Genomic DNA, 12,817 nt, shown 5'->3' on the forward strand with positions numbered 1-12,817 from the left:
CGGTGTCGGCGGGGCGGGTGGTCAGTTCACGAAGGGCGTCGGTGAGCTGGATCTCGCCGCCGCGGCCGGGCGGGGTGTCCCGCAGCACGTCGAAGACGGACGGGTCGAGCACGTACCGGCCGATGACGGCGTAGTTCGACGGGGCCTCGGCGGTCTCCGGCTTCTCGACCAGGTCGGTCACCTGGAAGACGTCGTCACCGAAGGTGCTCGGCTTGACGGCGGCGCAGCCGTACAGGTGGATCTGGGAGGCGTCGACCTCCATCAGCGCGACGACGGAGCCGCCGAGCTCCTGCTGAACCTCGATCATCCGGGACAGCAGCGGGTCGCGCGGGTCGATCAGGTCGTCACCGAGGAGGACGGCGAAGGGCTGGCCGGCGACGTGCTGCTCGGCGACCGAGACGGCGTGGCCGAGGCCCTTGGGGTCGCCCTGGCGGACGTAGTGCATGTTGGCCAGCTCGACGGACTCGCGGACCCGGCGGAGGCGATCCTGGTCGCCCTTGCGGGCGAGCAGCTCCTCCAGCTCGTAGGCGCGGTCGAAGTGGTCCTCGAGGGCGCGCTTGTTGCGGCCGGTGACCATCAGTATGTCGGACAGGCCCGCGGAGGCCGCCTCCTCGACGACGTACTGGATCGCCGGCTTGTCGACGACGGGCAGCATCTCCTTCGGAGTGGCCTTGGTGGCCGGCAGGAATCGGGTACCCAGACCGGCCGCGGGGACCACTGCCTTGGTGACCGGGATACGGGAGTTGGTCGTCGTCATGCGTTTACCTTACTAAGGCACGTATTTCGCCTGACCGGGCGCAGATGACCGATGCTTGGGCAGCACGTCGCCGGACCCGGCCGCGATGGCAGGCAAGGGGGACGTGCCGGGCGGGGTGAGGGGGTCCCCTCCGACACAGGGCGACAGATTACCCGGCTTTTCCTAACGGTCACGTTCGGCTGCGAAGACTCCGTCCGACTGCGGGGAATCGACCGCTGCCCCGGTCGCCGTCTACGGACTGCCGGCGGCGGCGAGCGCCCGGTCGGCGGACCGCAGCAGGACGGCGGCGTGGGTGCCGTCCTCCGGCAGCACCGCCAGGCCGATCGCGGCGGTGAGCCCGTTGCCGTGCGGGCGGCGGTCCGCCCGCTCGCCGGAGGACCAGTCCAGCAGCAGGTGGCGACGGACCGACCAGACCAGGCGGTCGGCGACCTGGGCCGCGCCCTCGGCCCCGGTGTCCGGCAGCACCACCAGGAACTCCTCGCCGCTGTACCGGCCCAGGGTGTCGGAGCGGCGGATCTCCATGCCGAGCCGCTGGGCGAGGTCGCGCAGCACCGTCCCGGCCCGGGCCCGGCCGTGCTCGGTGACCACCGCGTCGAAGCCGTTGATCTCCAGCAGCAGGACGGCCAGCGGGCGCGGACCGTCCTGCGACTCGTGCTGCTCGGCCCGGCGGGCCCGGTCGATCTCCCGGTCCAGGGTGAGCTGGAGGTGCCGGTAGTTCCAGACGCCGGTGACCGGGTCGCAGGAGGCGGTGCGCTCCAGTTCGGTGCAGCGCTCCTCCAGTTCGGCGAGGCGCTCGCGCAGCCCGTTCTCGCGCCGGGCCGCGCGGGCCGCGCCGCGCCGCAGCCGGACGCCGAGGACGGCGGCGCCGGCCAGCGCGGGGGCGCTCAGCGCGGCCAGGGCCTGGACCAGCAGCGGGGTGGACATCGGGGGCTGCCTTCCGCGTGTCAGGCTCTGGGCGGCCCGGTCGCACAGGCGTCAGGGGTCCAGAGCGGTCGTGGTCGGAGCGATGGAGGAACGGTGGACCATCCCATGCACAACGAGAAGGGCGCGCTGAGGACACGGCTGCTGTCCGAGCGGCGGGCGCTTCCGGCCGAGGCCCGGGAGCGGGCCGCCGAGGCGCTGGCCGGGCACGCCGGCGCGCTGGCGACCGCCGCTGTGCCGACCGGGGAGACCGGGGCGGCGGGGACGGCGGCGGGGACGGGAGCGGCGGCCACGGTGGCCGCGTACGTCTCGGTGGGCGCCGAGCCGGGCACCCGCCCGCTGTTGGACGCGCTGCGGGCACGCGGGCTGCGGGTGCTGCTTCCGGTCCTGCTGGCCGACAACGACCTGGACTGGGCGGAGTACGCGGGGCCGACGGCGCTGGCCCCGGCCGGGCGCGGCCTGCTGGAGCCGGTCGGCCCGCGGCTCGGCCCGGAGGCGGTGACCGGGGCCGGGCTGGTGCTGCTGCCTGGGCTGGCGGTGGACCGGCGGGGGCTGCGGCTGGGGCGGGGCGGCGGCTCGTACGACCGGGTGCTGGCCCGGCTGGAGCGGGCCGGGGCGCGGCCGGTGCTGGCGGTGCTGCTGTACGAGCACGAGCTGCTGGAGCGGGTGCCGGCCGAACCGCACGACCGGCCGGTGGACCTCGCGCTGACCCCCTCCGGCGCCCACCGGCTGGGGTGAGGCGCGGCAGAAGGCGCCGGCGGAGGGCGCGGGCGGAAGGCATGGCGAAGCCCCGTGCCCCCGGACGGATCCGGGGGCACGGGGCTTCGACGGCGGGCAGGCGTCAGCCCGCGGTCAGCGTCAGCTTGTGCTTGGTCGCCCTCTCGACCGCGTCCGGCGAGAAGGACCAGTTCAGCAGTTTGCCCTTGAGCCAGAGGTCGGTCTGGTCGTTGTAGTTGTCGTGGAAGGCATGCCCGGAGGCACCACCGACGATGATCCAGCGCGAGGCGTCGAGGTCGTTCAGGTCGACCACCATGCGCATCGAGGGGATCCAGTCGACCTGGTACCCGGCGGCCGCGTTCCAGCCCGCCGCGTCGACCGCCGCCGAACCGCCGGAGAGCCGGTAGGGGCCGCGGTTGAGCAGCTGGTGGACGACGCCCGAGGCGATCGAGGAGCTGTCCGAGCCCATGGTGCGCTCCCGCAGCTCCAGCTTGTGCAGCCGGCCCCAGCTCCAGGTGGTGATGTCCTTGGTGAGCAGCGAGGTGAGCTCCTGGCGGGCGTTGGTCATCGCCTCGCGCAGCAGGTTGTCCAGGCCCTTCTGCTCCTTGTGCTGGGAGTCGATGTACGTCCACCAGCCGCTGTCGGGCTTCTCCAGCTGCTGCCGGACGACCTCGTTCCAGCGGTCGCCGCCGTCCGGCTGGGCCTTGCCCGGGTCGCGGGTGCCGCACTCGGTGACGATCTTCGACTTGCTGTCCGGCCTGGTCGGGTCGATCTGCTGGCGGACCAGCAGGCAGTTCTCCTCGGCCCGCAGGTCGGCCGGGAACTTCTGGCCGAAGGCGAGGGTGAGCAGCTGGCGCCAGACGCCGTTGTAGTAGGCGGCGGCGGCCGAGTCGGCGTCCTGGTGGAAGTTCCAGTCCTTGAGCAGGTCCTGCGCCTCGCGCACGTAGGGGTCGTCGACCTCGACCTTGAGCAGCATCGGGACCAGGGTCTTGGCCAGGATGCTGGTGTTGTCGAGCTGCATGTCCTGCATGTCGTCCGGCGAGATCTTGCCGTTGTTCTTCAGCCGGGCCTCCAGCTGGTCGGTGATCTCCTTGGCCCGGGTGCCGTACTCCCAGTCGGTGGTCAGCGCGGGCTTGTAGCTCGGGTCGACCACGGCCTGGTTGGCGGTGACGATGTAGCCGCTGCTCGGGTTGAGGCTCCAGGGCATGGCGCTGAACGGGACCGGGTCCTTCTTCCACTGGTAGGCGGAGTCCCAGCCCGGCGCCGGGTAGCGGCCGTCGCCCTTGCCGCGCACCGGGATGTAGCCCGGGGCCTGGTAGCCGATGTTCTTGGCGTCGGCGTAGACGAGGTTCTGCGACGGGACGGTGAAGTCGGCGGCGGCCTTCTGGAAGTCGTCCCAGTTCTTCGCCCGGTCGAGCGCGAAGACGGCGTCCATGGTGCGGCCCGGGATCAACGCGGTCCACTGCAGGGCGACGCCGTAGCCGCCGGTGCCCCGGTCCGGGGCGGAGGCGCCGTTGGGCGCGTACTTGCCGACGTTCTGCTGCTCGGTGCTCGGGTCGGAGATCAGCGGGGCGCCGGTCTCGGTGGTGCGGACGGTGATGGTGCGGTCCTCGCCCCCGGCGACCTTGATGGTCTCCTTGCGGAGCTCGAACTTCTTCTCCTTGCCGTCCACCTGGTAGGTCTCGGGGCCGGTCACCTTCTCCAGGAAGAGGTCGGTGACGTCGGCGCCGAGGTTGGTGAAGCCCCAGGCGATGTCCTTGTTGTGGCCGATGACCACCCCGGGCATGCCGGCGAAGGTGAAGCCGGAGACGTCGTACTGGCAGGTCGGGGAGACCGTCCGGCAGTGCAGGCCCATCTGGTACCAGACCGAGGGCAGGCCGGGGCCGAGGTGCGGGTCGTTGGCCAGCAGCGGCTTGCCGGTGGTGGTGTGGCTGCCGGCCACCACCCAGGAGTTGGAGCCGATGCCCTGGCCGTTGCGGCCGAGCAGCTCGGGCAGCGCGTCGATCCGGTCGGTGACGCCCTTGAGCAGCGCCGAGGTGGCGGCGGCGCCCTGGGCGGTGCCGGCGGCGGTCCCCTGGGCGGCCGGGGCCGAGCCGTCGGCCGGCTTGTAGGAGGTGCCGTTGACGGTGCCGGTCTTCACGATCGTGCCGTTGCGCGCGTACGGGTAGTCCGGGTACAGCTCGGCGATCTTCTCCGGGCTGAAGTCCTGGGCGAGCAGCGAGCGGTCGATCTCCTCCTGGAGGTTCCCGGAGAGGTCCCAGGCCATCGCCTTGAGCCAGGCCACCGAGTCGACCGGGGTCCACTGCTCGGGCTCGTAGTCGCCGTTGACGACGCCGAGCACGCCGTACTCCACCGAGGCGACGGAGCCGCCCGGGTGCTCGGCGAGCCAGGAGTTGACCCCCTCCGCGTAGGCCTGGAGGTTCTTCTTGGTGTCGGCACCGAGGACGGTGTCGTACTCCTTCTGGGCCACCTGGCGCCAGCCCATGGTGCGGATCATGGCATCGGTGTCGACCTGGCTGTCGCCGAACATCTCGGAGAGCCGGCCCGCGGTGATGTGCCGCCGGACGTCCATCTCCCAGAACCGGTCCTGGGCCTGGACGTAGCCCTGGGCCCGGAAGAGGTCCTCGGAGCTGTCGGCGTAGAGCTGGGGGATGCCGTTGGCGTCCCGCTTCACGTCGACCGGCGCGCTCAGGCCCGCCACCTTGACGCTGCCGTCGACCTCCGGGAAGGACGCGCGGACCGCGGCCACCCCCCGGTAGCCGCCGTAGCCGGCGCCGGCCACCAGCAGTACGACCAGCACGATCACGATCAGACGGGCGCGCCGGAACTTTTTCGAGCGGGGCATCTGGGTCCTTGCGGTCCTCACTGGGGGGCGGGCGGACATGTCAAGGGCACGGGGCCGTGACAGGGCACCACATTAGGCCGACTCGGCTGGCGGCCGTGCACGGGGGACGCTCACGGTGGGATCGGAGGAGGTCAGAAGGAGGTCAGAAGGAGGTCAGGAGGAGGTCGGAAGCCCGGGCCGAGGGAACGCGTGGCCAGTGAACCTAAAGATCTGGCAAAATGTTAGACTGAGTAACGATCCGCAAGGGGAGTAATTGGCGCCCCCGGTCGCCACCCCTGTCGGGACCCCGTCCGCCCCCGCCACGTCCGAGGTGCCCCTGCGTGAATGTCGACCACCTGAACCAGCTGCTGCTCGAGTTCTCCGCGATCCTGCTGGTCGCGGTGGTCGCCGTGCGCGTCTCCACGAAATCCGGCCTGCCCAGTCTGCTGATCTACCTCGGCATCGGGGTGGCGCTCGGTCAGAACGGCCTCGGCATCTCCTTCGACAACGCCGAGCTCACCCAGGTGCTCGGCTACGCGGCCCTGGTGGTGATCCTGGCCGAGGGCGGCCTCAAGACCAACTGGCGCGAGGCCAGACCCGTGATGGGGGCCGCCACCGTGCTCGCCACCGTCGGCGTCGGGATCAGCGTCTTCGTCACCGCGGCCGGAGCCCACTGGCTGGTCGGCCTGGACTGGCGCACCTCGCTGCTGCTCGGCGCGATCGTCTCGTCCACGGACGCCGCAGCCGTCTTCTCGGTGCTGCGGACGGTGCCGCTGCCGCGCCGGCTGACCGGTCTGCTGGAGGCCGAGTCCGGCTTCAACGACGCGCCGGTGGTCATCCTGGTCGTCGCCTTCGCCGCCGTCGGCGAGCCGGACCCGTGGTACGTCCTGATCGGCACGATCCTCGGCGAGCTGGCGATCGGCCTGGCCGTCGGCGTCGCGGTCGGCAAGCTCGGCGCGTACGGCGTCAAGCGCGTCGCCCTGCCCTCCTCCGGCCTCTACCCGATCGCGGTGCTGGCCCTCACCGTGCTCGCCTACGCCGGCGGCGCGCTGCTGCACGGCTCCGGCTTCCTCGCCGTCTATGTCACCGCGGTGATCCTCGGAAACTCCAAGCTGCCGCACGGCCCCGCCGTCCGGGGCTTCGCCGACGGCCTGGCCTGGATCGGGCAGATCGGCATGTTCGTGCTGCTCGGTCTGCTCTGCGCCCCCGAGTCGATGGGCTCGGCCGTGGTGCCGGCGCTGGTGATCGGCACGGTGCTGGTCTTCGTCGCCCGGCCGCTCTCGGTGGTGCTCACGCTCACCCCGTTCCGGCTGCCGCTGCGCGAGCAGGCCCTGCTCAGCTGGGCCGGCCTGCGCGGCGCGGTGCCCATCGTGCTGGCCACCATCCCGATGGTGTCCGGCGCGCCGATGGCCCAGGACGTCTTCAACATCGTCTTCATCCTGGTCGTGGTCTTCACCCTGCTCCAGGGGCCGACCCTGCCCTGGGTCGCCAAGGGCCTGCGGATCGGCGACGGCTCGATGGGGCAGGACCTCGGCATCGAGTCGGCCCCGCTGGAGAAGCTGCACGGACACCTGCTGTCGGTCGCGCTGGCGCCGGACTCCCGGATGTCCGGCGTGGAGATCGGCGAGCTGCGGCTGCCGACCGGGGCGGCGGTCACCCTGGTGGTGCGGGAGGGGAGCAGCTTCGTGCCCGACAAGACGACCGTGCTGCGCGGCGGGGACGAGCTGCTGGTCGTCACCACGGACGCGGTGGGCGAGGCGGCCGAGCGGCGGCTGCGGGCCGTGGACAAGGGCGGCAAGCTGGCCGACTGGCTGCACGGGCGCGGGACCTGAAGGTCTCGCGCGGAGTTCACCTTGACTTAACAGGACAACTTTGGATCCGTCCTGTAGTGTCGAGTCCAGCGCGACATCTACGCGCGTATAACCATTGTTTGCTGACACACCACACCCCAGCATCTGCCTGAAGCAGAGTTGGCGCGACCGCTCGGCGGCCGCGGCCCGGACCCGGCCCACCGCCGGACCGGCCCGGTAACTACCCCGGTCGACGCGCGAGAGGACGACTCTCGGCGCCGTCGGGGCCACCCCATGCCCTGCCGCGCTACCAGGCAGCAGGAAGGACCGACCGTGACGGCCCGCCGAACGGTCGAGAGCGTCGAGGACGCCGAGAATGCCATGGCCGGGGCTGACGCCGCGGTCAACGCCGACGCCACGGGCAACGCGAACGCTGCGGTCAACGCGGACGCCATGGGCAACGCGGACGCCGCGCCGGCCCGGGTCGGCTACGGTGCCCTGCTGCGCACCCCCGGGGCCTGGACGTTCCTGACCCCCGCGCTCCTCGCGCGGCTGCCCTACGCGATGCTCAGCATGGGGATCCTGCTGCTGGTCAAGGACACCCACGGCTCCTACGGCACCGCCAGCACGGTCGCGGCCGTCGCCGCCGTCGCCCAGGCGCTGATCGGCCCGCAGACCGGGCGGCTCGCGGACCGGTACGGCCAGGCCGCCGTGCTCGTCCCGACCGTCCTGGTGCACGCGGCCTCGGTCGGCGCGCTGATCGCGCTCGCCCTCGGGCACGCGCCGGCCTGGAGCCTGTTCCTGGCCGCCGCCCCGGCCGGTGCGAGCGTCCCGCAGATCGGCGCGATGGTGCGCGCCCGCTGGATCTCCACCTTCACCGCCGAGGGCGCCTCCGCGTCCTCCGCCGCCAAGGTGAGCACCGCCTTCGCCTTCGAGTCCGTGACCGACGAGTTCACCTTCGTCGTCGGCCCGATCCTGGCCGCCGCCGTGGCCACCTCGGTCAACCCCTCGACCGGGCTGATCGCCGAGGCCGCGCTGACCCTGGTCGGCGGTCTGGCCTTCGCGGCCCAGCGGCGCACCGCGCCCGCCCGGGTGGTGCGCGAGCCCGGCGTCCGGCAGGCCTCGGCCCTCGCCTCCCCCGGCGTCCGGCTGCTGGCCGGCACCTTCCTGGGCGTGGGCGCCGTCTTCGGCGGCCTGCAGGTCTCGGTGAACGCCTTCGCCGACTCGGTCGGCCAGCCGGGCGCCGCGGGCACCGTCTACGGCATCTTCGCCGGCGGCTCGATGCTGGCCGGCGTGCTGTACGGCATGGTCGCCTGGCGGCGGTCGGTCCAGCAGCGGATGGTCATGAGCTACGGCCTACTGGTACTGGGTTGCTCGACCCTGTGGGCGATGCCCAACCTGGTCGCGCTGTCGGTCGCCGGGCTGGTCTGCGGCCTGGCCATCGCACCGACCCTGATCAGCGGCTACACCCTGGTCGAAACGCTGGTCGAGGACGGCGCCAAGACCGAGGCCTTCACCTGGCTGACCGGTGCCATCGGCCTGGGCCTGGCGACCGGCGCGACAGCGGCCGGGCGGCTGATCGACGCGCAGGGCCCGACGGTCGGCTTCCTGGTGCCGGTCGCCGGTGCCGGTCTCGGCCTGATCGCCCTGGTCTCGCTGCGGGGGCTGCTGGTGCCGGCCGGAACGCGCAGCACGGTGGTCGCCGGCTCGGTGGAGCGCGGTGCGCCCGCCGGGCTGGTGGGGGCCGTCAAGGGCTGACCCGGGGCCGGAACCGACTCATCTCACATTCGAGTCGCTGGACTGATCCTTCGGAATGCCGCATCATTGAGGATCGTTAGCACTCATCAGGCGAGAGTGCCAGGAGGAAGACAAGTGCCCACGTACCAGTACCAGTGCACCGAGTGCGGCAACGGCCTGGAGGCGGTGCAGAAGTTCACCGACGAGCCGCTGACCACGTGCCCCGACTGCCAGGGACGGCTCCGCAAGGTCTTCTCGGCGGTGGGTGTCGTCTTCAAGGGCTCCGGCTTCTACCGGACCGACAGCCGCTCCTCCTCCAGCAGCTCGGTGGGCTCCGGCTCGTCGTCGTCCGCTTCGTCGACGTCGTCCTCGGGCTCCTCGGCGGGCTCGTCCTCGTCGGGCTCCTCGGGTTCGTCGGGGTCCTCGGCCCCCGCCGCCAGCCCCGCTCCGGCGGCCGGCTGACCTTCGGCCGGGCCACCGCGCCAGCTTCTCGGACGGCCCGCCGTTCCCGTTCTCCACGGGTGCGGCGGGCCTTTCGCGCGTTCCGGGGCGGGTGTCCTGGGGGGCGGGTGCCCCGGGGGCGGATGCGGGGTGGGTGTCAGGGGCGGGTCCGGGGGCGGGTCCTGTCAGCGCCGGGCGGGTCGGTTCACCCCTGCGGGTGGGTCCCGCTGTCCACAGGCCCGGGTTTTCCACAGGTTCGGAAAAGGGAGTTCCGGCGGGCGCGCGGGCGGCCCAGAGTGGGCACCGCAAGCCCCGAACCCGACCGTGGAGGTGCCCGTGCGTACCGCTTCGCCCGCCCTGTCGCCCCGTCCGCTGCCGATCCCGCCGCTCCCCGCGCCGACCGTTCCGCCCCGGCAGCCGGTGCCCTCGTTCCCGCCGATCGGGGGCCGGGCCGGTCTGCGCGGCCGACTCCGACAGCTGCTGAGATCCGGCCCCCGGGTACCGGCCGTACTGCTCCTCGCGGTGGCGGCCGCACTCGCCCTCGGACCGGCCTGGGCGGACCCGAGGACGCCGGAAGCGGCACCGCCGGTCGGCCGGACGGGTTGTCCGGCGGAGGGGGGAGGAAATCACCCGTAACCGAAGAACGACTTCGTCGTTCACGCGGCATGAAGGGCTTCAAGGAATTCCTGCTGCGCGGAAACGTCGTCGAGCTGGCCGTCGCCGTGGTCATCGGTGCGGCCTTCACCAGCATCGTCAACGCCTTCGTCAAAGGCGTGATCAATCCGATCGTCGGCGCGTTCGGGGCCAAGGACCTCGCGTCCTACAGCTCCTGCCTCAAGGGGCCCTGCGAGGTGACCGCCACCGGCGAGGTCACGTCCGGAATCCCCATCCTCTGGGGCAGCGTGCTCAGCGCGGCCCTGTCGTTCCTGATCACCGCGGCCGTCGTCTACTTCTGCCTCATCCTGCCGATGACCAGCTACGCCGCCCGGCGCAAGACCCCGGCCGAGGTCCAGGCGGAGGCCGAGGCCAAGGAGGTCCTGCTGCTCACCGAGATCCGCGACGCCCTGGTCACCCGGGCCGTCTGAACCCCGCCGCGCCCCGGCCCGCCCGGGGCCCGGCCGTCCCTTGCTCCCCCCGGATCAGTCCCCGTGGTGCGGCGGGCGCTGGCTCAGGTACCAGTCCAGCCCCCGTCCACCGCTCTCCCCGGCGCCGGGGCGGTCGCCCCACCCGGTGTCGGTGTCGTCCCGGGACTGCCGGTCCAGCGGGTCGCCGAAGATCAGCCGGGCCTTCGCCGCCGCGTCCGCACCCGGCTGTGCCTTCGGGGCATCCTGCGCCGGCTGGTTCGCCGTCCCGGACTCCGTGCCGCGCTCCGTGGCCGGCCGGCCGTCCGTCGTGTCCTTCGCCATCGTCTTCTCCACCGCTCTCGCCGTCCCCCGCCACCTTCCGCCCTGCCCACCAAGCCTAGAAGGCATCGGGGCGGCCCCGGGACGACGGTGGGCCCGGCGCGGACCGCTCCGCACCGGGCACACCGGGCCGCACCTGCCCCCGCCCGCGTCCCACGTCTCTGTCCACCTCCGCTACGCGGCCTCGAAGCCCGCATGGTCGGCGATCTTCTTCAGCTCCGCCAGCGCGTGCTTCTCGATCTGGCGGATCCGCTCACGGGTCAGCCCGTGCTGCTTGCCCACCTCGGTGAGGGTGCGCTCGCGGCCGTCCTCCATGCCGTACCGGGAGCGGATGATCGACGCCGTCCGGTCGTCCAGCCGCCCGATCAGACCGTCCAGCTCCTCGCGGCGGAGCATGACCATCACGGCGTCCTCCGGGGACGTCGCCCCGGTGTCCTCGACCAGGTCGCCGAACTGGGTCTCGCCCTCGTCGTCGACCGACATGTTCAGGCTGACCGGGTCGCGCGCCCAGTCCAGCACGTCCTTGATCCGGGTCTCGGTGGTGTCCAGCTCGGCCGCGATCTCGGCCGGCTCGGGCTCGCGGCCCAGTTCCTTCGACTTCTCCCGCTGCACCCGCCGGATCCGGCCCAGCTCCTCGACCAGGTGGACGGGCAGCCGGATGGTGCGCGACTGGTCGGCGATCGACCGGGTGATGGCCTGGCGGATCCACCACGTCGCATAGGTGGAGAACTTGAAGCCCTTGGCGTAGTCGAACTTCTCGACCGCGCGGACCAGACCCGCGTTGCCCTCCTGGATGAGGTCCAGCAGGGGCAGGCCGCTGCGCGGGTAGCGCCGGGCGACGGCGACCACGAGACGGAGGTTCGACCGGATGAAGACGTCCTTGGCGCGCTCGGCGTCCTCGGCTATCGCCTCCAGCTCCTCGCGCTGCACGCCCTCGGGGAGCCCGCCCTCGTCCAGCAGATGCTGGGCGTACACGCCGGCCTCGATCCGCAGCGAGAGCTCGACCTCTTCGGCGGCATCGAGCAGGGGTGTCCTGGCGATCTCGTCGAGATACATGCCGACCAGGTCGCGGTCGGCCTCGAAGTTGGTCGGGCGGGCCGCGCGAGTCCGGTCGGCCCTGTCGCGAACGACGGCACGGGTGGCCATGCTTGCTCCCTTTGCTGGTGTTGCCGAGGTCTGGGCTGCCTGCCCCCAGGAGGGCACGATGTGCGGGCCCCGAGGGGCTCACACGTAACGATCCAACGAACAGATTCCGGACAACATTCCCAAGTCGCTCTGATTCTTCCAGGGATGCAGTATCCTGCGAGATTTATCCCCGATTCCGAACGGAGGGTGACCGAAGGGGCACCGCGGGTGCCATTACGGGACCGTTCCGGCGCACCCCGCGCACGGCCCCCGCCAGGCACAACCCCGCCGGCGCCGGGCGCGTTCCCGCGCGGACCCGCGCTCCCGCACCGGCGCACGCAGGTCCTCCGCACAAAAGATGCCAAATCGCTATCACCGCAGCGCGCGCTCGGCACAGGCGGCTGGGAAGGTGACAGCCATGCACCTGACCAACAGCTCGCCCACCATCACCGCGCGTGATCGCCACCTGCTCCGGCACGCGGCACTCGCGGTCTGTTGCGCCGGACTGTTCGCCGCCCTCGCGGCCCTGGTGCAGACCGGCTGGAGCCCGCTCGCCCGGTTCGACCGCGAGCTCACCGGCGATCTGCACCGCTACGCGGCCGATCACACCGTGTGGACCGCCTCGGTGCAGATGTTCTCCGACATCGGCGGGACGATCACCATGCGCAGCGTCCTCGGCGCCGTCGCGCTCTGGCTCTGGCTGATCGGCGCCCGGACCCTGGCCGGCTGGGTGGCCGCCCAGACCCTGATCGGCTGGGGCGGCCAGTGGATGCTGAAGCTCTCCTTCGGCCGCCACCGTCCGGCCTTCTCCGACCCGGTCGCGCACGCCGACGGTCCCGCCTTCCCCTCCGGGCACGCGATGGCCTCCGTGATCACCTGTGCGGTACTGGTCGGCCTGATCTGGCCCCGGGCCCGCCATGCCGGCCGGAGCACCGCCTGCACGACCGCCGCACTGACCGTCCTCGCGATCAGCGCCTCCCGGGTCTTCCTCGGTGTCCACTGGACCACCGACGTCCTGGCCGGCTGGCTCGCCGCCGGAATCGTCCTCGGCGCCGTCACCGTCATCGTCGAACTCGCCCGCCCCGGCGCCCTCGCCCGCGAC

General features: G+C 72.2%; 11 protein-coding genes. 6 read left to right on the forward strand and 5 right to left on the reverse strand.

What is annotated here, in order from left to right:
- Positions 1 to 757, reverse strand: a 757-nt coding sequence (locus tag VR45_RS26930) for a UTP--glucose-1-phosphate uridylyltransferase (protein WP_045942431.1), incomplete at its 3' end; no start/stop codon positions are given.
- Between the two features lie 231 nt (positions 758 to 988).
- Positions 989 to 1,681: a GGDEF domain-containing protein gene (locus VR45_RS26935; protein WP_045942432.1), complete on the reverse strand. Its 693-nt coding sequence runs from the start codon at positions 1,679 to 1,681 to the stop codon at positions 989 to 991.
- Positions 1,682 to 1,786: 105 nt separating this feature from the next.
- On the opposite strand from VR45_RS26935, the gene VR45_RS26940 reads away from it, so the two are divergent.
- A complete protein-coding gene (locus VR45_RS26940; protein ID WP_045942433.1) occupies positions 1,787 to 2,416 on the forward strand; it encodes a 5-formyltetrahydrofolate cyclo-ligase in 630 nt (209 codons plus the stop codon).
- Between the two features lie 103 nt (positions 2,417 to 2,519).
- Here the strand turns inward: VR45_RS26940 and VR45_RS26945 are convergent, their stop codons facing one another.
- Positions 2,520 to 5,240 (reverse strand): penicillin acylase family protein, encoded by a 2,721-nt coding sequence (locus tag VR45_RS26945; RefSeq protein WP_045942434.1) that lies wholly within the window; start codon positions 5,238 to 5,240, stop codon positions 2,520 to 2,522.
- Between the two features lie 320 nt (positions 5,241 to 5,560).
- On the opposite strand from VR45_RS26945, the gene VR45_RS26950 reads away from it, so the two are divergent.
- The 4 genes from VR45_RS26950 (at position 5,561) to mscL (ending at position 10,272) form a co-directional block, all read left to right on the forward strand.
- Positions 5,561 to 7,051, forward strand: a complete 1,491-nt coding sequence (locus VR45_RS26950) for a potassium/proton antiporter (RefSeq protein WP_078896865.1) — start codon at positions 5,561 to 5,563, stop codon at positions 7,049 to 7,051.
- A 411-nt stretch (positions 7,052 to 7,462) separates the two neighbouring features.
- Complete coding sequence (locus VR45_RS26955; RefSeq protein ID WP_045942439.1) at positions 7,463 to 8,767, forward strand: MFS transporter; 1,305 nt, start codon at positions 7,463 to 7,465, stop codon at positions 8,765 to 8,767.
- Between the two features lie 114 nt (positions 8,768 to 8,881).
- Positions 8,882 to 9,208 carry an FmdB family zinc ribbon protein gene (locus VR45_RS26960; RefSeq protein ID WP_045942436.1) on the forward strand — a complete coding sequence of 109 codons (327 nt, stop codon included), beginning with the start codon at positions 8,882 to 8,884 and terminating at the stop codon, positions 9,206 to 9,208.
- A 644-nt stretch (positions 9,209 to 9,852) separates the two neighbouring features.
- Complete coding sequence (mscL, locus tag VR45_RS26965) at positions 9,853 to 10,272, forward strand: large conductance mechanosensitive channel protein MscL (protein WP_045942437.1); 420 nt, start codon at positions 9,853 to 9,855, stop codon at positions 10,270 to 10,272.
- 54 nt (positions 10,273 to 10,326) lie between these two features.
- Here mscL and VR45_RS26970 read toward each other — a convergent pair whose 3' ends face one another.
- Positions 10,327 to 10,593 carry a hypothetical protein gene (locus VR45_RS26970; RefSeq protein WP_045942438.1) on the reverse strand — a complete coding sequence of 89 codons (267 nt, stop codon included), beginning with the start codon at positions 10,591 to 10,593 and terminating at the stop codon, positions 10,327 to 10,329.
- 171 nt (positions 10,594 to 10,764) lie between these two features.
- Complete coding sequence (locus tag VR45_RS26975; protein ID WP_030393495.1) at positions 10,765 to 11,736, reverse strand: sigma-70 family RNA polymerase sigma factor; 972 nt, start codon at positions 11,734 to 11,736, stop codon at positions 10,765 to 10,767.
- 397 nt (positions 11,737 to 12,133) lie between these two features.
- Here VR45_RS26975 and VR45_RS26980 point away from each other — a divergent pair.
- Positions 12,134 to 12,817 (forward strand): phosphatase PAP2 family protein (locus VR45_RS26980; protein ID WP_052709407.1); only part of this gene is annotated, 684 nt, incomplete at its 3' end.

The organism is Streptomyces sp. NRRL S-495 (assembly GCF_000966955.1).
Taxonomy (GTDB): domain Bacteria; phylum Actinomycetota; class Actinomycetes; order Streptomycetales; family Streptomycetaceae; genus Kitasatospora; species Kitasatospora purpeofusca.

Bases quoted from the DNA above. Each gene is read 5' to 3' on its own strand.
- VR45_RS26935 (WP_045942432.1), bottom strand. From the start codon at position 1,681: ATGTCCACCCCGCTGCTGGTCCAGGCCCTGGCCGCGCTGAGCGCCCCC.
- VR45_RS26940 (WP_045942433.1), top strand. From the start codon at position 1,787: ATGCACAACGAGAAGGGCGCGCTGAGGACACGGCTGCTGTCCGAGCGG.
- VR45_RS26945 (WP_045942434.1), bottom strand. From the start codon at position 5,240: ATGCCCCGCTCGAAAAAGTTCCGGCGCGCCCGTCTGATCGTGATCGTG.
- VR45_RS26955 (WP_045942439.1), top strand. From the start codon at position 7,463: ATGGGCAACGCGGACGCCGCGCCGGCCCGGGTCGGCTACGGTGCCCTG.
- mscL (WP_045942437.1), top strand. From the start codon at position 9,853: ATGAAGGGCTTCAAGGAATTCCTGCTGCGCGGAAACGTCGTCGAGCTG.
- VR45_RS26970 (WP_045942438.1), bottom strand. From the start codon at position 10,593: ATGGCGAAGGACACGACGGACGGCCGGCCGGCCACGGAGCGCGGCACG.
- VR45_RS26975 (WP_030393495.1), bottom strand. From the start codon at position 11,736: ATGGCCACCCGTGCCGTCGTTCGCGACAGGGCCGACCGGACTCGCGCG.